This is a genomic window from Streptosporangium sp. NPDC049376, assembly GCF_044466505.1.
GTDB lineage: Bacteria > Actinomycetota > Actinomycetes > Streptosporangiales > Streptosporangiaceae > Streptosporangium.
On sequence record NZ_JBITMT010000002.1, the window covers coordinates 560,108 to 577,676 of the forward strand.

Annotated in this window: 18 protein-coding genes; 11 read left to right on the forward strand and 7 right to left on the reverse strand. The window is 71.3% G+C overall.

What is annotated here, in order from left to right:
* Nucleotides 1-9: 9 nt before the first annotated feature.
* A complete protein-coding gene (locus ACIBVQ_RS07950; RefSeq protein ID WP_399176347.1) occupies nucleotides 10-1,647 on the reverse strand; it encodes a CDP-alcohol phosphatidyltransferase family protein in 1,638 nt (545 codons plus the stop codon).
* A gap of 155 nt (nucleotides 1,648-1,802) precedes the next feature.
* Here ACIBVQ_RS07950 and ACIBVQ_RS07955 point away from each other — a divergent pair, with 155 nt between their 5' ends.
* Nucleotides 1,803-3,161, forward strand: coding sequence for an SDR family oxidoreductase (locus ACIBVQ_RS07955; protein WP_399176349.1), 1,359 nt, complete (start codon nucleotides 1,803-1,805; stop codon nucleotides 3,159-3,161).
* Nucleotides 3,162-3,196: 35 nt separating this feature from the next.
* Here ACIBVQ_RS07955 and ACIBVQ_RS07960 read toward each other — a convergent pair whose 3' ends face one another.
* Nucleotides 3,197-4,222 carry a glycosyltransferase gene (locus ACIBVQ_RS07960; RefSeq protein WP_352010173.1) on the reverse strand — a complete coding sequence of 342 codons (1,026 nt, stop codon included), beginning with the start codon at nucleotides 4,220-4,222 and terminating at the stop codon, nucleotides 3,197-3,199.
* Nucleotides 4,223-4,286: 64 nt separating this feature from the next.
* Here ACIBVQ_RS07960 and ACIBVQ_RS07965 point away from each other — a divergent pair, with 64 nt between their 5' ends.
* The 6 genes from ACIBVQ_RS07965 (at nucleotide 4,287) to ACIBVQ_RS07990 (ending at nucleotide 10,061) form a co-directional block, all read left to right on the forward strand.
* Nucleotides 4,287-5,828: an LCP family protein gene (locus ACIBVQ_RS07965; protein ID WP_399176351.1), complete on the forward strand. Its 1,542-nt coding sequence runs from the start codon at nucleotides 4,287-4,289 to the stop codon at nucleotides 5,826-5,828.
* 45 nt (nucleotides 5,829-5,873) lie between these two features.
* The gene (locus ACIBVQ_RS07970; protein WP_352009951.1) at nucleotides 5,874-6,218 is read left to right on the forward strand and encodes an STAS domain-containing protein; all 345 of its coding nucleotides are present in this window, start codon (nucleotides 5,874-5,876) and stop codon (nucleotides 6,216-6,218) included.
* Nucleotides 6,219-6,327: 109 nt separating this feature from the next.
* A complete protein-coding gene (locus tag ACIBVQ_RS07975) occupies nucleotides 6,328-7,473 on the forward strand; it encodes an ATP-binding protein (protein ID WP_399176353.1) in 1,146 nt (381 codons plus the stop codon).
* A complete protein-coding gene (locus tag ACIBVQ_RS07980) occupies nucleotides 7,470-8,291 on the forward strand; it encodes a response regulator (protein WP_399176355.1) in 822 nt (273 codons plus the stop codon). The genes ACIBVQ_RS07975 and ACIBVQ_RS07980 overlap by 4 nt, the downstream gene beginning before the upstream one ends.
* 111 nt (nucleotides 8,292-8,402) lie before the next feature.
* Nucleotides 8,403-8,978: a hypothetical protein gene (locus ACIBVQ_RS07985; protein WP_399176357.1), complete on the forward strand. Its 576-nt coding sequence runs from the start codon at nucleotides 8,403-8,405 to the stop codon at nucleotides 8,976-8,978.
* A gap of 168 nt (nucleotides 8,979-9,146) precedes the next feature.
* Nucleotides 9,147-10,061: a glycerophosphodiester phosphodiesterase gene (locus tag ACIBVQ_RS07990; protein WP_399176359.1), complete on the forward strand. Its 915-nt coding sequence runs from the start codon at nucleotides 9,147-9,149 to the stop codon at nucleotides 10,059-10,061.
* Here ACIBVQ_RS07990 and ACIBVQ_RS07995 read toward each other — a convergent pair.
* A complete protein-coding gene (locus ACIBVQ_RS07995; RefSeq protein WP_399176361.1) occupies nucleotides 10,006-11,217 on the reverse strand; it encodes a multidrug effflux MFS transporter in 1,212 nt (403 codons plus the stop codon). The two genes, ACIBVQ_RS07990 and ACIBVQ_RS07995, sit on opposite strands and share 56 nt — an antisense overlap.
* Before the next feature lie 225 nt (nucleotides 11,218-11,442).
* Here ACIBVQ_RS07995 and ACIBVQ_RS08000 point away from each other — a divergent pair, with 225 nt between their 5' ends.
* Together ACIBVQ_RS08000 and ACIBVQ_RS08005 are read left to right on the forward strand one after the other, a co-directional pair.
* Nucleotides 11,443-11,859 (forward strand): heme-binding protein, encoded by a 417-nt coding sequence (locus ACIBVQ_RS08000; RefSeq protein WP_399176363.1) that lies wholly within the window; start codon nucleotides 11,443-11,445, stop codon nucleotides 11,857-11,859.
* A gap of 76 nt (nucleotides 11,860-11,935) precedes the next feature.
* Entirely contained in the window at nucleotides 11,936-12,178 is a 243-nt protein-coding gene (locus tag ACIBVQ_RS08005) for a putative quinol monooxygenase (protein WP_399176367.1), read from the forward strand.
* A gap of 43 nt (nucleotides 12,179-12,221) precedes the next feature.
* Here the strand turns inward: ACIBVQ_RS08005 and ACIBVQ_RS08010 are convergent, their stop codons facing one another.
* Entirely contained in the window at nucleotides 12,222-13,049 is an 828-nt protein-coding gene (locus tag ACIBVQ_RS08010) for a hypothetical protein (protein ID WP_399176369.1), read from the reverse strand.
* Between the two features lie 431 nt (nucleotides 13,050-13,480).
* Between ACIBVQ_RS08010 and ACIBVQ_RS08015 the strand changes: the two genes are divergently transcribed.
* The gene (locus ACIBVQ_RS08015; protein ID WP_352009960.1) at nucleotides 13,481-13,825 is read left to right on the forward strand and encodes a hypothetical protein; all 345 of its coding nucleotides are present in this window, start codon (nucleotides 13,481-13,483) and stop codon (nucleotides 13,823-13,825) included.
* A gap of 140 nt (nucleotides 13,826-13,965) precedes the next feature.
* On the forward strand, nucleotides 13,966-16,158 hold the full coding sequence (locus tag ACIBVQ_RS08020; protein ID WP_399176371.1) for a hypothetical protein: 2,193 nt from the start codon (nucleotides 13,966-13,968) through the stop codon (nucleotides 16,156-16,158).
* 30 nt (nucleotides 16,159-16,188) lie between these two features.
* On the opposite strand, the gene ACIBVQ_RS08025 is transcribed toward ACIBVQ_RS08020, so the two are convergent.
* The 3 genes from ACIBVQ_RS08025 to ACIBVQ_RS08035 form a co-directional block, all read right to left on the reverse strand.
* The gene (locus ACIBVQ_RS08025) at nucleotides 16,189-16,485 is read right to left on the reverse strand and encodes a hypothetical protein (RefSeq protein WP_386193535.1); all 297 of its coding nucleotides are present in this window, start codon (nucleotides 16,483-16,485) and stop codon (nucleotides 16,189-16,191) included.
* Nucleotides 16,482-17,006, reverse strand: a complete 525-nt coding sequence (locus tag ACIBVQ_RS08030) for a hypothetical protein (protein WP_399176373.1) — start codon at nucleotides 17,004-17,006, stop codon at nucleotides 16,482-16,484. The genes ACIBVQ_RS08025 and ACIBVQ_RS08030 overlap by 4 nt, the downstream gene beginning before the upstream one ends.
* Nucleotides 17,007-17,138: 132 nt before the next feature.
* Nucleotides 17,139-17,498 carry a hypothetical protein gene (locus tag ACIBVQ_RS08035; protein WP_362910254.1) on the reverse strand — a complete coding sequence of 120 codons (360 nt, stop codon included), beginning with the start codon at nucleotides 17,496-17,498 and terminating at the stop codon, nucleotides 17,139-17,141.
* Between the last annotated feature and the right edge of the window lie 71 nt (nucleotides 17,499-17,569).

Genomic DNA, 17,569 nt, shown 5'->3' on the forward strand with positions numbered 1-17,569 from the left:
GCTCCCCTCTCACCTGCTCATCGACCTGGCGACCCGGCCGGAAAGCGTGTAGAGCATGGCGACGCAGCCCCACCCCAGCAGCGCGAGGAACGTCACCCGCGCGTCGAAGAGCGCCGCGGTCACCGCGATCAACGCCATCCGCTCCCCGATCGGCAGCACGATGATCTTCTTCAGCCAGCGGGTGAGGGAGTCCTGCTCCAGGCGGTGCGAGAGCCGTACGACCGCGTTGGCCCGCCGTGCGGGCGGCTCCTGAGGCACCTGAGACGCCGGGGGCGCTGGAGGCACCGGCGGCTCGGCGGGCGTCGCGACCGGTCCGTACGGATCGCGCCCCCGCCGCCGGGGCCCCTCGGCGGCCACGGCCACGTCGCTCCTGGCGGCCGGTGAACCCGCGGCCCCCGCCCAGGCGTGGCCCGCCCGCTCGGCGTCCGCCCTGGCGCCCACGTAGGAGAAGTCGACCGTGTGCCGCAGCGTCTGCAGGATCAGCGCCCCCACGGTCAGCGGCCAGATGCCCTCCCCCTGGTAACCGAGGGCGAGTCCCAGATAGACGACGTACTCCTTGACCCGGTCGAAGGTGGCGTCGAGCCAGGCGCCGAGCGGGGAGAACAGCCGGGTGTAGCGGGCGAGCTGGCCGTCGACGCAGTCGAGCACGAACGACAGGTAGACCAGCACGGCCCCGGTCACCAGCGCGGGACGGGTGCCCGCGGAGAACCAGACGGCGGCCAGTACGGCCAGGCCGACCGAGACACCGGTGACCGCGTTCGGCCGCAGGCCCAGCAGCGCCGCGACCCTGACCACGTGTCCGGACCACGAGCTGACGAAGAAGGTGGCGAAGAAGCCGTCGTCGCTCTTGATCGCCGCGTCCAGCCGGGCCTCGGACTCGTCCACCTCGCTCAGCCGCCGCAGGGCCGCGTTCGCCTCCTCCTGCGTCGTCACCCGGTCGCAGCGCAGCCGTCCGAGCCCGACGGCCCGCACCGCGACACCGGAGCGCAGCAGGCCGGACAGCAGCAGCTCGCCCGCCTCCGCGCCGTCCGTCGTGCCGAGGCCACCGGCCTCCGCCAGGTCGGCCAGCGTCTCCGCGGTCGCCGCCAGGGTCCGCACGTCGTCGGCGCCCACCTGGAAGGCACCGTGGAAGGCGCCGTTCGGGCCCTCCACGTCGTGGAGGGAGGTCCCCGCCGCGGAGACCAGCCCCCTGTCGATCCTGACCGGCGGGGTTCCGTCCCCCCTGGTGACCAGGGCGCCGGTGTCGCGTCCCGGGCGTTCGAGCAGCAGCGCCAGCGCCTCGGTGTGGGCCACCAGGTTCCCGGCGAGCACCGCGACCGGTCCCGTGGCCGTACGGGCGACGCCCGCGACCCTGCGCAGGTCGTCCGCCAGGCCGCCGGACCCCTCCGAGCCGATCATGTAGGCGCCGCCGGGCGCGCGGATGACGTCGCCTGAGCGGGTGACCACGTGCACGTCCCCGGTGGGCAGCCCGGAGAGCTGGGCGGTCAGCCGGTCGAGCAGAGTGCCGCCCTGCCCGCGCAGTCCCGCGGCGTCCGTCGTGGCGAGCACGACGGTGGCCGTCCGGGCGGCGGGAACGGGTGTGGAGCCGTCGGATGGAATGTCTGGGGGGAGGCCCTCCGCGGGGAGGGAGGCATCGGGATCGGGCAAGAAGAGCTCCTTCGTATCCGACGGCTTCGCCGTACGAATCGGGGAGTGCGCACTCAGGGTAGCGAGATCTTGACCGCATAGCACGGGACCGCGGGCCGGGATCGGACGGTCAACCGTTACGCTCGCCGTATCCAGACCGTTGGAGGAGTCAGACCTTGACCGTTCTTGAACCACGCCCGCACACCGTCGGGGTTCTCCTGGCCGGCGGGGTCGGCAGGCGGGTCGGGCTCGACACCCCCAAACAGCTCGTCGAGATCGCGGGCAGGTCGATCATCGAGCACACGCTGACCGTGTTCCAGGACGCCCCGGAGATCGACGAGATCCTCGTGCTGATGACGCCCGGCTTCACCGAGGACGTGGAGCGCGTCGTCGCGGCGGGGGGGTTCACGAAGGTCAGCCGGGTCCTTGAGGGCGGCGCCAGCCGTACCGAGACCACCTGGCGGGCGCTGCGGGCCCTTGAAGAGCACGAAGAGCACGAAGAGCGCGAGTGCGACGTGCTGCTGCACGACGCCGTACGGCCGCTGCTCGAACCGCGCGTCATCACCGAGTGCGTCGAGGCGCTGCGGACCCACCGGGCCGTCGAGGTCGCGATCCCCACCTCCGACACGATCGTGGTCGTCGGGCGGGGACCGGACGGGGAGGTCGTCCGTGAGGTCCCGGACCGGGCGGCGCTGCGGCGCGTGCAGACCCCGCAGTGCTTCCGCCTGCCGGTGATCCGCGAGGCCTACGAGCGGGCGTTCGCCGATCCCGGCTTCGCCGACCGGCCGCCGACCGACGACTGCGGCGTCGTGCTGCGCTACCTGCCCGACGTGCCGATCCACGTCGTGCCCGGCAGTGAGCGCAACATGAAGGTCACCCACCCGGTCGACGTGTTCATCGCCGAGCGGCTGTTCCAGCTCGCCGCCGAGCGGGTGCCGGAGCAGCCGCCCGCCGCGTACGGCGCGGCGCTGAACGGCGGAACCGTGGTGGTCTTCGGCGAAGGCGAGAGCGAAGGCGAAGGGGACGGGGTGGGCGCGGCGGTGGCCGAGCTGGCCGGACGGCACGGCGCCGCGGTGTTCTCCTTCCCCTGGACGCTGGTGAGCGACCCGCGCTCCGTCGAGGAGGCCCTGGCACGCGTGGCCAAGGAGAGCGGCGGGATCGACCACGTCGTCGGCGTGGTCGAGGCGCCGGCCGCCGGTGACCTGGGCAGGACCGGCGCCGCCCAGCTCGGTCCCGTCGTCGTCGCCGACGCCGCCCTGCCCCACCTGCGTGAGCGACGGGGTCACCTGCTGTTCCACTCCGCCGTGCCGTACCCCGGGGCGGGGCACGCCCTGCGGTCGGCCGCGCGGGCCTCGGTGGTCGCCCTGACCCGGGCGCTGGCCGTGGAGTGGGCGGCCGAGGGCGTGCGCGTCAGCTGCCTGGCCCCAGAACCGGCGGGACCCCTGACGGCACCGGCGCCCGAGCCGTCGCGTGCGGACCTCGCCCGCACGGTGGTCGACGTCCTCGTCTCCGGGGCGAGCCGTACGGCCCGCTGAGACTCCGGGGCGAGCCGTACGGCCCGCCGGGAACCTCAGCCCTTGGCGGGCTTGACCAGGCTGCGCGGGCTCGTCAGGAAGCCCCACCCCCACGACATGTGCATGGTCATGTAGACCAGCGGCAGTCTGAGCAGGGCGGAGGTCGGCAGTCCGCTCCCGGTGAGCGCGGACCCGGCGAGGATCGCCGCGAGGTAGCCACCGGGCAGCAGCAGGCCGGGCCAGAAGAACGGCGAGACGACCAGCCCCAGGATGATGGCCAGCACCGCGGCGGGCGGCGCCAGGTAGCGCAGGTTGATCGTGCCCTCGTGGGTGCGGGCGACCACCCTGCGCCAGCGGCCGTAGTGGAAGTACTGCTTGGCCAGCGCCTTGACGTTCGGCCTCGGCCGGTAGGACACGCGCATCCTGGGCTGGAACCACACCAGGCCGCCCGTCTCGCGGATGCGGTGGTTCATCTCCCAGTCCTGCGCCCGCTGGAAGTGCTCGTCGTAGCCGCCGACGCGTTCGAGCGCCTCCCTGCGGAACACCCCGAGATAGACCGTGTCCGCGGGCCCGGCGGTTCCGCCGGTGTGGAACCTGGCCCCGCCGACGCCGATCTTGGAGGTCATGGCGCGGGCGACCGCCTGCTCGAAGGGCGTGACGCCCTCGGCCGCCATGACGCCGCCGACGTTGTCGGCCCCGGTCTCCTCAAGGGTCTCGACCGCGACCTTGAGGTAGTCCTCGGGCAGCATGGCGTGGCCGTCGACCCGGGCGACGATGGCGTTGCGCGAGGCGGCGATGGCGGCGTTGAGGGCGTTGGGCGTGCGGCCCGTCGGGTTGGGGACCACGACCACCCGGGGGTCCTCCGCGGCGATCGCGTCCGCGACCTCCTGGGTGCGGTCCTTCGAGGGCCCGATCGCGAGCACGACCTCGATCGGGCCGTCGTAACGCTGCGACAGGACCTGGCGCACCGCCTCCCGCAGATGGCGCTCCTCGTTCAGCACCGGGATGACGATGGAGATGGGCGGCCAGACACGTGTCTCGGGAGACGACGCCGGCGCGGGCGAGTCGGGGAACTGCTTCATGGCGTCGCTCACGCTACTGTACGGACGGGTACCTCATCGACCCAGCAAGCCTAGGGGGCCACGCATGCGCGAGTCGGGAGAAGAGGACTCGGGGGTGCGGGTGGGCGGCGACGCCTACGGCAAGGTCCGAGTCGCCCCCCGGCGTGAGCGCAGGCCCGCCCGGGGTGCCCGGTCACGGCGGCGCGGCCTCGTCCTGGCCGGCGCGCTCTCCTGCCTGGTCCTCGGCGGTTCCGGGACGACCTGGGCGTTCACCAACTACGTGGGCAGCCAGATCAAGTCGGTCGACGCGGGGGTGCCCGGCTCGCAGGCCACCGGCGCGATGAACATCCTGGTCGTCGGCGTGGACAAGCGCGACAACCTCACCCGCAAGCAGCAGAACGAGCTCAAGCTGGGCCGGGAGAGCGGACAGCGCACCGACACCATGATGGTCCTGCACCTGTCGGAGGACCACACCCGCGTCACCGTGGTGAGCCTGCCCCGTGACACCTGGACGACGATCCCCGGCCAGGGCATGCGCAAGATCAACGCGGCCTACCAGCTCGGCGGGCCCAAGCTGGCCGTACGGACGGTGCAGAACGTCACCGGGCTGACCATCAACCACTACGTCGAGGTCAACGTGCTGGGCTTCATCCAGGTCGTCGACTCCCTGGGCGGCGTGGACGTCTGCACCCCCGTGGCCATCGACGACCCGAAGACCGGGCTGCAGCTCCAGGCGGGCAGCTACTCCCTCGACGGCGCCAAGGCCCTGTCCTACGCCCGGACCCGGGCCACCGCCCGCTCCGACCTGGACCGCATCGACCGGCAGCAGCAGGTCATCTCGGCCCTGCTGCAGCGGGCGCTGAGCGGCGGCACGCTGGCCAATCCCGTCAGGCTCAGCGCGTTCGTCAACAGCACCCTCGGCACGCTCAGTGTCGACGACGCGCTCCGCAGGGACCTGCTCGGCCTGGCCGAACAGCTCAAGAACGTCTCGACCGACGACGTCTCCTTCGCGACGGTCCCGCTCGCCGACGTCGACTACAAGACGCCGACCGGTGAGTCGGCCGTGCTGTGGGACAAGGAGGCCGCGGCCGAGATGTTCCGCAGGATCGCCGCGGACGACCCGCTCACCAAGCCCGCCAAGCCCACGAACAGCCCCTCGGCGACCCCCTCCGTGAAACCTTCCGTAACCCCTTCTGCGAAGCCGTCCGCGAAGCCGTCGGCGACCCCGCTGACCGTGCCGCCGTCGCGGATCGCCGTCAAGGTGCTCAACGGAACCCTGATCAGGGGCCTGGGCGCGCGCACCAGGAACGACCTGATCAAGGCCGGGTTCCGGGTGCCGCAGCCCGCCGGGGACACCCGCGAGCGTGACCACGACAAGACCCTCATCCGGTACGGCCCCGGCCGCGAGGACTCCGCGCGCACCCTGGCCGCCGCGCTGCCGGGGGCCGAGGTGCGCGTGGTCGACGACCTCGGCGACCGGATCGAGGTGGTCGTCGGCCAGAAGTACCCGGGAGCCAGGAAGGTCACCGTCACGGCCCCCTCGGCGACCCCGGCTCCGACCCCGAGCCCCTCGGCGAGCACGCTTCCCGAGGCGAAGACCGCGACCGAGAACATCTGCAAGAAGTGAGTCCGGCTCCTCCCAGGGCAGGAATCCGGTGAGGAGGTGATGGCCATGACGGTTCTTGAGGTCCGCAGATGGCGCAGGGGTCCCTGTGTCGTGGTCCACGCCGCGGGGGAACTGGACATGTCGGTCGCGCCGCGTCTCGACACGGAGATCGGCCGTGCCCTCGGCATGGTCGAACATCCCTGCCTGGTGCTCGATCTGACCGAGATCTCGTTCTGCGACTCGGTCGGCCTCGGTGTCCTGGTCGGCGCGCTCACCCGTGCCAGGGACGCCCAGGGCCGCCTCATCCTGGTCGTACGGCCCGGCATGGTCGCCCGTCTGCTGACCATGACCAATCTCGACAGGTACATCGAGACCCGGGGCAGCCTGCGGGAGGCTCTGTCCGTCGCCTGACCCCCGCGCGCCCGCGCGGGGGTCACGTACAACAGGGCGCGTGCCCGCGCGGGGGTAACGATCAGGGCACGCGGTAACCCGGTCGAGGGCCCAGGCACGTCGCCTAGACGTGGATTTGCTACGGCACGACGTCCAGGCCGCCACCGAACGGCGCATGGCCAGGATGATCGTCTACGCCAGGGCGGGCACCACGGCGTTCCTGCTCGTCCCGCTGGTCTCGTGGGACCGGCTCGCCCTTCCCTGGGCGGCGGCCTGCGTGGCGCTCCTGGCCGCCGTCGAGGCCGTGTGGTTCACGGCCAGGGCCTGGCACGGCACCCTGCACGACCCGCCGCTCGTCTGGGCCGACGTCCTGGTGAGCCTGGTCGTGATGACGATCGGCTCACGCGCCGCTCTCCCCCACGAACGCAACGTCGTCCTGACGGCCCTGCTGCCCTTCTGCCTGGCCACCTCGGCGGTGCTGGGCTTCGGGTTCGGCTGGAGCCGCAGGGCCGTGGCGGCGGTGGCCGTACTGGCCGTGGCGTGGACCGCCTCCATCTATCCCAACCTCACCCAGAAGCTGCTGTCCGACCTGCTGGGCTTCATGCTGTGGTTCCTGATCGCGGTACTGATCGGCAGGGAGCTGCGTGACCTGGCGGGCCAGACGGTGCTGGCGCAGCGACTGGCCGAGGAACGCCAGGAGCTCATCGCCGAGTACAAACGCCGCCAGGAGACGGCGCGCCAGCGCGAGTCGGCGCACCGGGCCATCCACGACGACCTGCTGCCGATCGTCGAACGGGTCGCGGGCAGCCCGTCCCTCGATCCGCCGACCGCCCGTGCCGCCCGCAGGGCCGCCCAGCGGGCCAGGCGGTTCATCACCGACGAGCACGCGACGGCGTTCGCCGACCTGATGGCCGAGGTGGCCGAGAGCGCCGCCGACCTGGGGCTTGAGCTCACCCACGTGCTGCGCGTCCACCACGACCCTCCCCCCGAGGTCGGCGCGGCGCTCGCCTCCGCCGCCCGCGAGGCGCTGAACAACGTGGCCAGGCACGCGGGCAACCCGGACGGCGTGCACCTGTACGCCGAGGCGCACGACGACGGTGTGACCGTGGTCGTGCGCGACCGGGGCCGCGGCCTGCCCGAGAGCCCCGTACGGCGGGGCGGCGGGATGTCGCGCAGCTTCGCCGCCGTCGAACGGCACGGCGGGAGCTGGACGATCGAGTGCCCCCCTGGCGGCGGCGCCAAGGTCGTCCTGCGCTGGCCCGGGGACCGGGAGTGAGCCGGGCACGGGTCGGGATCGTCGACGACCATCCGATCGTGTCCTACCCGCTGGCCGACGCCCTGCGCCGCGCCGGGCACACGGTGCTCGAACCGGTGACCGCCGTGGAGTCCTTGCCTGAGGGCGGCCCGGGGGACGTCGCCGTCTGTGACCACTCGCTTCCCGAGGGCCGCTCGGGCGCGGAGGCCGTCGCCCACCTGACCTCAAGGGGCTGGCGGGTGCTGGCCACCTCCGGGGTCGCGGGCCGTGCCCAGGTGCTCGACGTGGTCGCCGCCGGAGCCTGGGGATACGTGGAGAAGCGCTTCACCACCCACGCGGAGTACGTCCACGCCGTCGGCCTGGTCAGCGCGGGCCGTCACCACGTCTCCCCGCTGCTGGCCGCCCTCCTGCTCGACGACGCGGCGGCCCGCCCTCTGGGTGCGGGCGACCTGTCGGCCAGGCAGCGTACGGCGTTGCGCGCGCTGGCCGAGGGCGACGGCCACGAGGAGGTCCTCGCCGCCTTGGGAAACCTCTCGGGAAACGTCTCGGGGACCGGTGAGGCAGAGCTTGAGGCCGCGCTCGCGGGGGCGTTCGCCCTGACGGCCCGCCGCCGCAGGATCAACCGCCTCTCCCCCCGTGAGCTGGACGTGGTCGCCGTCGTCGGCGGCCGGGGCCTGGGCCTGAAGGAGACCGCCAGGGAGCTGGGGATCAGGCCGGGTACCGTCGCCGACCACCTGGAGGCGGCCAAACGGAAGTACCTGGCCTCCCACCCCGGGGAGAAGGACCTCTCCCCCCGTGCCGCGGCGCTGCGCTGGGCGATGGAGCTGCGCCTGTGCTGATCCTCCCGTCCCCCCTCCCCCGGTGGCATCCCCATGTTTGGGGATGGCGGCCCAAGGAGCGGCCATCCCAAAATCCCCTTGGGGGTCCGCCCTTTCCGTCAGGAGCACACCATGCGCACACGCGTCATCACGTCCACCCTCGCCGGTGCCGCACTGATCGCCGCGGCACTCCCCACGACCGCCCACGCGGGCACGGCCACCGGCCGGTCGAGCACGGCCGTCAGTTACAGCGTCGTCATCTCGGGCACCGTCAGCGGCAGGAGTTTCCGGCGTTCGGCCACGCTCGTCCTGCGCAGCACCGTCACCCGGGTCACCACGAACGGGACCAACCCGGTCGACGTCTGCCTGAAGTCGGGCTTCCCCGCCGGAGCCCCGCAGGTCGGCGCCATCTGGTACGGCAGCAACTCGGCCTGTTTCGGCGGCACCGCGGCCCTCGACATGGCCTATGTCAGGACCAGCGGGAACACCGCGACCGTCTCCCCCGACAGCCGGATCAGCGCCTCGGGCTCGAACAACTTCACCGCGACCGGCACCCTCACCAGCTGCGTCTACTTCCCGACGGAGGGCGGCGCCTCCTACACCTTCCGCAACGACGGCACCGTCTCCGGACGGATCTCGATACGTGGCTTCGGGGGCTACCCCTGTGGCTACTCCACCTACACCGCGAACCTGTCCGGCCGCCGCTGAGACCGGCGATCTTCCCCTCCCCGAGGGGAAGATCCGCCCGGGTCCGGGTAAACCGCCGTCGCGTCTGCTCACCTGCCCGGCATCGCCGGGTTACTTGTTCCTCAACTCGTTGTCACAGGCATCAGTCAGCTTGGAATCGTAGGTCATCCCTCCGACCCGAGGAGACCCATGTTCCGACGACTCGGCCTCTTCGTCACGACCGCACTCGTGGCGGCGCTGACGGCCACCCCCGCCGCCCCCGCCGCTGCCGCCGCACGGCCGGTGAGCGTCGTCGCCCATCGCGGGGCGTCGGCGTACGCGCCGGAGAACACCGTCACGGCCTTCGAACTGGCGCGTGAGCAGCGCGCCGACCTGTTCGAGCTCGACGTCCAGGAGAGCAGGGACCACGAACTCGTCGTGGTGCACGACACCACCCTGAACCGCACCACCGACGTCGAGCGGGTCTTCCCCAGCCGGTCGCCGTGGCGGGTCGGGGACTTCACGCTGGCGGAGATCCGCAGGCTGGACGCGGGCTCGTGGTTCGCCGCGAAGTACCGGGACGAGCGGGTGCCCACCCTGGGTGAGGCGCTGCGCGCGATGGACGGCAGCGGCCTCGGCCTGTTGCTTGAGATCAAGGCGCCCAGCCTGTATCCGGGCGTCGAGGAGCGCGTCGCCGACGAGCTCCGCCGCAATCCGGCCTGGCTGGCCCCGGGACGGCTCGTCGTGCAGTCGTTCGACTGGGACTCGATGCGGACGTTCCACCGGATCATGCCCCAGGTCCCGATCGGCCTGCTCGGCACGCCTCCGGCCTCCCGGCTCGACGATCTGTCCAGGTTCGCCCGTCAGATCAATCCGACGTACGGCGATCTCACCCCCGGCTACGTCAGGAACGTCCACGACCACCGCATGGAGGTGTTCACCTGGACCGTCGACGACCGGGAGGCCATGCGCCGGGTGATCTCCCAGGGGGTCGACGGCGTCATCACCAACCGGCCCGACGTGCTGCGCGAGGTGGTCTCCCGCGCCCAGCGCCGGGCCGTACCCCAGCTCAGGCGGCGTGGGGCCGCGCCCGGAGCGTCGCGAACAGCACGGCCAGCGTCGTGACGGAGGTCACGCAGATCGCCAGCGTCATGGACAGCGCGCTCGCGCCCGCCAGGGAGACCAGCGGCGGCACCACGGCGCCGAGCAGGAACTGCAGCACGCCCAGCATCGCCGAGGCCGTCCCGGCCCGTTCGCCGTGCGGCGTCATGGCCAGCGCGTTGGCGTTCGGCGTGGACATGCCGACACTCGCGACCGCCAGGAACAGGCCGGGCAGCAGGCCGTAGAGGCCCCAGCCCGCCAGCACCCCGGCGAGGGCGGCCGCCGCCCCGACCAGACCGACGACGAGTCCCGAGCCCAGCATCCGGCGGGCGCCGTACCGGCCGACCAGGAGACCGTTGACGTTGCCGCCGAGGACGATGCCGACGGAGTTGACCGCGAAGATCGCCGAGAAGGTCTGCGCGGTCACCCCGTAGCCCTCCTGCAGCACGAACGGGCTGAGCGTGATGTAGAGGAAGAGCGAGCAGCCCGCCAGCGCCAGCAGCATCGCGTAGCCGACGAAGACCCGGTCGCGCACGAGCACCGTGAACTGCCGTCCCGTCTCGCGCAGCCCGCCGGTGTGCCGCGCCTGCTTCTCCAGCGTCTCCGGCAGGGTGAGCCCGGCCAGGAACAGCAGCACGCCGATGACGGCGAGCGCGACGAACATGCCCCGCCAGTCGGTGAAGCGGGCGAGCTGGCCACCGGCGAGCGGGGCGACCACCGGCGCCAGGCCGCCGACCAGCATGAGCAGCGAGAACACCTTCGCCGCCTCGTCGCCGTCGAACAGGTCGCGGACCATCGCCCTGGCGATGACCAGCCCGGCCGCCCCGGCCAGTCCCTGGACCAGGCGGAAGCCGATCAGCGACCAGATCCCGGGGGCGAGCGCGCACAGCACCGACGCCACCGCGTACGTCGCGACCCCCAGCAGGAGCGGGCGGCGGCGGCCGATCCGGTCGCTGATGGGACCGGCCAGGAGCTGGCCGAGCGCCAGCCCGACCATGCACATCGACATGGTCATCTGGGCCAGGGCGTCGGTGGTCCGCAGTGCCCTGCCGAGCTCGGGCAGGACCGGCAGGTAGAGGTCCATCGACAGCGGGCCGAAGGCCGAGAGGGCGCCGAGCGTGACCAGCACCCGTACCCGCCGGAGCCCGGACAGCGCGGCGGGCCGTGCGGCGACCGTCATCGCGTCCGCCCGTCCTGGTGCCGTCCGTCCTGGCCGGGGGTGCCGACGTTCATGGATCTCCTTCTCGCGGGGTTCCGGTCCGTGCGGGAGCCGGCGGGGCGCTCGGGTCAGAACCAGTATCACGACGCCGATTTCCCTGATTCCCACCGGGTCCGGTCGTATACGACTTTTGCTGTGATGTCCTACATAGTGGGACCGTACGACTCGACGCGGGAGGGAAATGTCGTGGCACGGGAACTGAGACTGGACGAGGCACGCGCGATGGCCGAGGCCGCGCTGGCCCGCGCCGCCCAGGAGGACCTGCGGGTCAGCGTCGCGGTGGTCGACGCCCTCGGCCGGGACGTCCTCGTCGTCCGTGGTGACGGCGCCACCTGGTTCACCCCCGAGGTCGCCCGTTGCAAGGCCCGTACGGCCGCCGCCTTCCGCCGCGACAGCGCCGACCTGGCCGGGCTCAGGGAGAACTACCCCGAGGTGTTCGACCTGGCGGGCGACCAGCTGCCCTTCCGCCCGACCACCCTGGCCGGCGGTCTCCTCCTCGAACACGACGGCGATCCCGTCGGCGCCATAGGCGTGAGCGGCGCCACCCCCGCCCAGGATGTCCTGTGCGCCGAGGCAGGCGTGATCGCCTTCCCCACCCGCTGACGCGGGAGAGACCCGTGTTCGGATCGATGGTGCGTTTCACGTGCGAGGACCAGGCGGGCGCCGACGGTTCGACCGGTTGACCGCCCGGACCGTGGCGAAGGTCCGGGAGAGCGAACCCGACACGCCGATCTACACCACGCACACGGTCGAGGGGCGGCCGCCTCAGCGGATCTTCCACGAGCCGTACCGTGACCGCGCCGCCTTCGAGGCGCACCGCGAGCTTGAGCACGTCAAGCGTTTCGCGGCCCGCTGTGACGACCTGTCGGTCTCCTTCGAGGCCGACTTCCTCAACCTGCGGGAGAGCGGGACGACGGCCTGAGCCGTTTCCCGACGCCGAGGAGATCCGCCCACGCCTCCCGGGCTCACCGGTGAGGTGATGAGCCCTCCGCCGCGACCGGCAGGGGCGTGGAGTCGGCCGACGGCCGAGGGTCGGCCAGGTCATGGGCGGAACGGATCAGCCAGACCATGCCCAGGGCGTCGACGACCGTCAGTGCGTCTCGGACGGCCTCCCCTCCCGCGAGCAGCCCGGCCAGCGGCCAGAGAACGGGCAGCAGCAGGGCGGCGATGCCGTACTGGACGGTGGCCATCCGCCAGCGGCCGTCCATCCGCTGCGCCCGCAGCACCAGCACCGTCCAGACCAGGGTCGCCAGGGCGCAGATCAGGTTCAGCTGACCGGGCGTGTCCCGGCCGAGGAGGGCGAGCACCTCGGAGACGGCGACGCCCCCGTACGCCAGGACGCCCACGGCCCCCGTGCGGTCGGCGCCCTTCACACCGCGTGTCAGCACCGGCCGGAACAGCAGCACGACCACCACCATCAGCAGGGAGTCGAGCACCGTCACCCACCAGGGCCACGACGGCACGGCGAAGTAGAGCAACCAGGTCGCCGCGGTCGCGTACAGCGCCGCCCTCAGCCGCCGTTCGTCCCGGTCCAGGGTGGGCGACGGCCCCGCCAGCGGCCCGCGAAGGCACTGCCACAGCGCCCAGGCCCACAGCGCTCCGGCCAGGACCAGGACGACCACGTTCGGCCACGTCACCGCCGCGCCCGCGTCCGCCTCGGTGAACACCGTCAGCCACCACAGCGCACCGAGATCACCGGTGACCCACGCGGCCCCGGCGGCGACCACCACCGCGACGAGGTAGACGCCCATGACGAGCAGGGCGGGAACACCGAAACGATGACGACGTAACATGCGGCTCTTCCCGGGGGTCAAGATCGAAGGGGGTCAAGATCGAAGGCCCCACCCTAGCGAGTCGCCGCTCCGAGACCGACCACGCGCTCTCCCCGACGGCCCCGCCCGTGCCCGTCACCGTGAAAACACCTCGGCCGACCGGCGACCAGGGCCGGTATTCCACGGAACGGGAAACACCCTCCGGCCGGGTCCGTCGCTTTCTTCCACATCCCCTTTTATGTGGAAATAAGCAGACAAATAAACGATGACACAACCGCCGTGCCATTCTGACCGGCCAGGACACAATTCAATGCCCACCCGATTCACAACACATACCGCCTTGACGAAGCGCGGCAAAAACATACTGTTATTACAGCCGCTCTCTTTAATTGACCACTCTCCAAATCAAGTTCGAGTGGTTCCAAAACCAGAACGGCGCTACGGGAGGCATTATGGTGAAGATCAGATGGGTCGCGGGGGCGGTGCTCACAGCCGGACTCGTGATTCCGACCGCCAACGCGGTCGCGGTCAGCTCCTACGGCGGCGGCGCCCACGCCTGGGCGCCCGCACAGGGCAACCCGGGGAAGATCGCGGTCAAGGACAACAGCGACGACGGTGACCCGGTCAAGGCCGAGTACTACCGGCAGAGCAGCCCGGGGACCAAGCGGACCCTCTGGAACCACAGCGGCTACAGAAGAACCGTCTACTCCGGGAGCGGCTCGAAGATCATCAAGCTTCGCGCCATCGACGAGAACAACCACGCTCCCGACGACGTCGGGCCCTGGGTCTCCCCCTGACCCGAAGTCCATCACCTGGCCGGGCCGACACCGTCGACCCGGCCTTCGTCCTGACGCCCGGAACCGACGACGGGAGGCAAGTGCGTTCCCATGGCGTACCGCGGAGCCGTACGAGCCCCGGAGACCTGGGGTCCGGTCCCGTGACGGGCCGGTGGGCCCTCCTGGCCGCCTCGTGCGTGCTGGCCGTGGTCATGTCGGCCATGGTTCTCGCGGTCGCGACATACGAGGGGCGCGCGGCCAGGGACCGGGCGCGCGGCCCGGTCATCGCCGAGACGGCACGGGACGCCGTCGCCTGGTGGGCGTCGAGATTCGACGCGGTGGGGGGCCTGCAGCACAGCGTGGTGTTCGTGGAACCGCTGGACGCCTCGGCGCCGCCGCCTCCCGGGCTGACCCGGTGGCCCGCGCCGGGAGAGGCGATGCTCTCCCCGGAACTGCTGAGACGCGGGGCCACGGAGGAGGTCCGGACCCGCTACGGGCGCTTCGGCGGGCTCATCGGGCCGGAGGGGCTCCTGTCACCCTCGGAGCGGCTCGCCTACGTTCGCCCACCCACTTCCCCGAACGCGGTGGAACGCGAATCATGGTTGCCGATCACCGGGTTCGGACGGCCCTTCCCGCTGGTCGAGACGCTGGACCAGCGTGACCTGTCCGAGGTGCTGCTCGCACTCGGGACGTTCACGCTGGTGCCCGCCCTGGCGCTCATGACGGTCGCCGCCCGACGCGCCCCGCGAACCGGGAACCGTACCGGACCACGGTGGCGCCCGCGGACCCGATCGCGTCGGAGCGAGCGGGCCGGACCACGGTGGCGCCGGGCGTTGACGGGGCTCGGCGAGGAGGTTCCGCCGCTTGTGATCGGCAGCGTGGCGGGAGGTCTCGTGCTCGTCCTGGCCGCGTGCGTCGACCTGCCCGTGCCGACCACCGGCTACGTGCTGAACTCCGCCGACGTCCGCGCCGCCTGGCCTCTCGGCTGCGCGGCGATCCTCACGAGCCTCACCACCGGGCTCGTCCTCGTGGCCGCCCCGCGCCGGACGGAGCAAAAGACCTCCAAGGTGGAGGCGGACCACGAGACGGCACAGAAAGGAGACCGAGAGGCGGAAAGGGGTCCCGGCGCCCCGCCGTACTCCGTTCCGAAACGGCGCCTCGTGGCATGTGCTCTCGCGGCCGGGACCGTCGCCCTCAGCCAGTACTTCCCTCCGGCCGGGAAACTGATCGCCTTCGCCGTGGGCACGGCCGGCATGTGGGCCCTGCTGCCCTCGGCGGCCACCGCGCTCACCGTGTCCGGGGGCCGCGAACTCGCCAGGCGCGGCGCGGACTCGGGGCGCCCCGGACTCCTCACCGGCGGTCTGCGGCTCGCGGCGCGGCCCGCCCCGTTCGTGCGCCTGTTCACGGCGTTGGTCGTCCTGCTGGGGGTCCTGACCCTCATCCAGATCTGGGAGGGACGGATCGGAGACACGGCGAGAGCGGCCCTGACGACGGAGCGGCGCATCGGCGACACCCTCCTGGTCGTGCGTACGGCGGGGCACCCGGACTTGGAGAGGTTCTCCCGGGCCCTTCCCCGCACGTCGGCGCTCGCGGTGCTGACGATCGGTGAGGACGGCAGGCTCGCGACGCTCGTCGGGCCGTGCCGGACGCTCCGGATGCTGAAACTGCCGTGCGCCGGCGCGCTGGTCCCCGGGAACCACGAGGACGACAGGCTGAAGGAGCTCCGGAGCTGGTACGGCATCCGGACGCTGACCGGCCAGGTCGGCCGGGGCCGTACCGAACGGACCAGGAACCTGGTCGTGGTCGTCAGCGACACCAGGGGGCAGTACCCACGGGTCGCCCGCGCGGCCTACGCGACGCTGCCCGTGCTGGAGACCACGGCCCCGGGCGGCGGCTGGATCGACGGGGCGGTCCGGCGGACCGGGCTGGGGACGTGGCTGACACTGCTCGGCCTCGTGGGAGTGTTCGCGCTGCTCCAGGCCGCCTGGATCGGCTTCGCCGAAGACCGCGACGCCTCCGGGCCGGCCGCCTGGTGGCACCTGACGGTCCCCCTGCTCGCCATGACCGCCCTGGTGATCGTCATCACCGCCTGGCACGGCCTGTTCCTCGTCTCCATCACAGCAGGAGGCACCCTCCCCTGGCCCGTGCTGACCACAACGGCCGCGGCCTGCGCCCTCCTCGCAATCGCCCTGGGGCTCTTCCACCAGCGGACCCGGCCCTGGATTCAGATGAGGTCGTCAAAGGCCGCCCTTCATGCGGCGATGGCCGGTTCGAAAGCCGCCTGCTTCAGGAAAGCGATCAGACACCTGCTCCGAACCGTGAAAACCCCTCGGTCACAGTCACCCGGAACATGATCGTTCGATGATTTCTCCGAAGACCGGCGGTCATTCCTTCTTGGAATCCGTGGCGGTGGAATCGCCGTAAGGAAGCCCCTCGAACAGCGGCCAAAGCGGGCTGTTCTCGTCAATCTCGACGAGCTGGTCCTTGTCGATGACCTTAGCGTTCGACGTGTCGTCCTTCCCTGCCGGTGTGACCACCGATTGTCTCGCCTTCCCCGGATCGTCGCGGTCGGTCATATGGTCTCCGGTTGTGAGCAGCAATGCGGCGCCCAGAACGAACATCTGCCGGTAGCGCCATGTCCGTTTCTTCTCCTCCGACGTGTCACGGGCCTGGCCGGTCACAACCCGGTGTCCTCCCAGTACGGGGTGTGCGTTTCGATGTCCTCCGGCACGTGAATCCGCCCGTTCGACAGGACAAGTGGCGCGATCTCAACGCTCTCGTGGAAGCGCAGGTAACCGACGAAGAATCCGGCGCCACCGGCATGTGCGTCAACCGAACACCGGCCAAGCCAGTCCAGCAATGTCCGGAGCCGGTAGAAGTCGTCGGGATGGAGTTCCTGGCGTACCGTCAGCGCCCAGCCGTCCGATCGCTCTCGCGCGACCAACTCGGCGACGAGCGCGCCCCCCACCCGCCGGGCAGCGCCCCGCTGCGCGAACACGGGCTCCGCCTCCGCGTTCTCCCATTCGCAATCGGGGTCATCGGGATCACCGAGCGGATAGGTTTCCACGTATCTGTCGGAGCCGATCGGCAGCCACTCAGGCCGTGGCCCCTCCCCCACATGCCACCGCAGCTCGGCGAGCTCGTCGTCGGTCACGTCAGCGCGAATGTCCGCCGAAAGCACGAGTTCGTAGACGTCTCCCATCGGCACACCGTACCGCCACAACACCCAGAAAGATCGTTCTGTGAGGAGTTCACAGCTGTGGTCACCGATCTTCAGCAGGGTTCGGAGACTTCCAAAAAAGCCCTCCACGATATGACCGGATTCCATCAGCGGTTATCGTGTCAGGACCCGTTTGTGGTAGCTCTCAATGTCCCGGACCTCGACGGTGACCTGGGTGTTCAGTCCCGTCCCGGGCCTGAGGTGGTCGCACAGCGTCGCAAGGGTCAGATCTCCCAGACGAGCTTTGACCTCCGGATCGCGCCCGGGCAGGATCGCCAGATCTACGTGGACCATCGCCTCGGTGGCGGCACCGCCACCGATGACCGCTTCGGCGATCGAACGAAAGCGTGTTTTGAAATCCGGCAGGGCACTGCCGATCAACTCGGCCGCGGCCGGATGAAGTACCGACGCGAATCCGCGCCGGTCGAACGCCTCAGCGAGGGATGCGGAGTACTCGACAACGATCTGTGGCATGCCACTCATTGTTGAAGCCGCCCGCACCATGACCAAGCCGGTTTCCCGGTCCGAAGACCGCATGTCGAAGA

Coding starts and splice junctions, on each gene's coding strand:
- ACIBVQ_RS07960 (WP_352010173.1), bottom strand. CDS start 4,222: ATGAAGCAGTTCCCCGACTCGCCCGCGCCGGCGTCGTCTCCCGAGACA.
- ACIBVQ_RS07965 (WP_399176351.1), top strand. CDS start 4,287: ATGCGCGAGTCGGGAGAAGAGGACTCGGGGGTGCGGGTGGGCGGCGAC.
- ACIBVQ_RS07970 (WP_352009951.1), top strand. CDS start 5,874: ATGACGGTTCTTGAGGTCCGCAGATGGCGCAGGGGTCCCTGTGTCGTG.
- ACIBVQ_RS07985 (WP_399176357.1), top strand. CDS start 8,403: ATGCGCACACGCGTCATCACGTCCACCCTCGCCGGTGCCGCACTGATC.
- ACIBVQ_RS07990 (WP_399176359.1), top strand. CDS start 9,147: ATGTTCCGACGACTCGGCCTCTTCGTCACGACCGCACTCGTGGCGGCG.
- ACIBVQ_RS07995 (WP_399176361.1), bottom strand. CDS start 11,217: ATGACGGTCGCCGCACGGCCCGCCGCGCTGTCCGGGCTCCGGCGGGTA.
- ACIBVQ_RS08010 (WP_399176369.1), bottom strand. CDS start 13,049: ATGTTACGTCGTCATCGTTTCGGTGTTCCCGCCCTGCTCGTCATGGGC.
- ACIBVQ_RS08015 (WP_352009960.1), top strand. CDS start 13,481: ATGGTGAAGATCAGATGGGTCGCGGGGGCGGTGCTCACAGCCGGACTC.
- ACIBVQ_RS08030 (WP_399176373.1), bottom strand. CDS start 17,006: ATGGGAGACGTCTACGAACTCGTGCTTTCGGCGGACATTCGCGCTGAC.
- ACIBVQ_RS08035 (WP_362910254.1), bottom strand. CDS start 17,498: ATGCCACAGATCGTTGTCGAGTACTCCGCATCCCTCGCTGAGGCGTTC.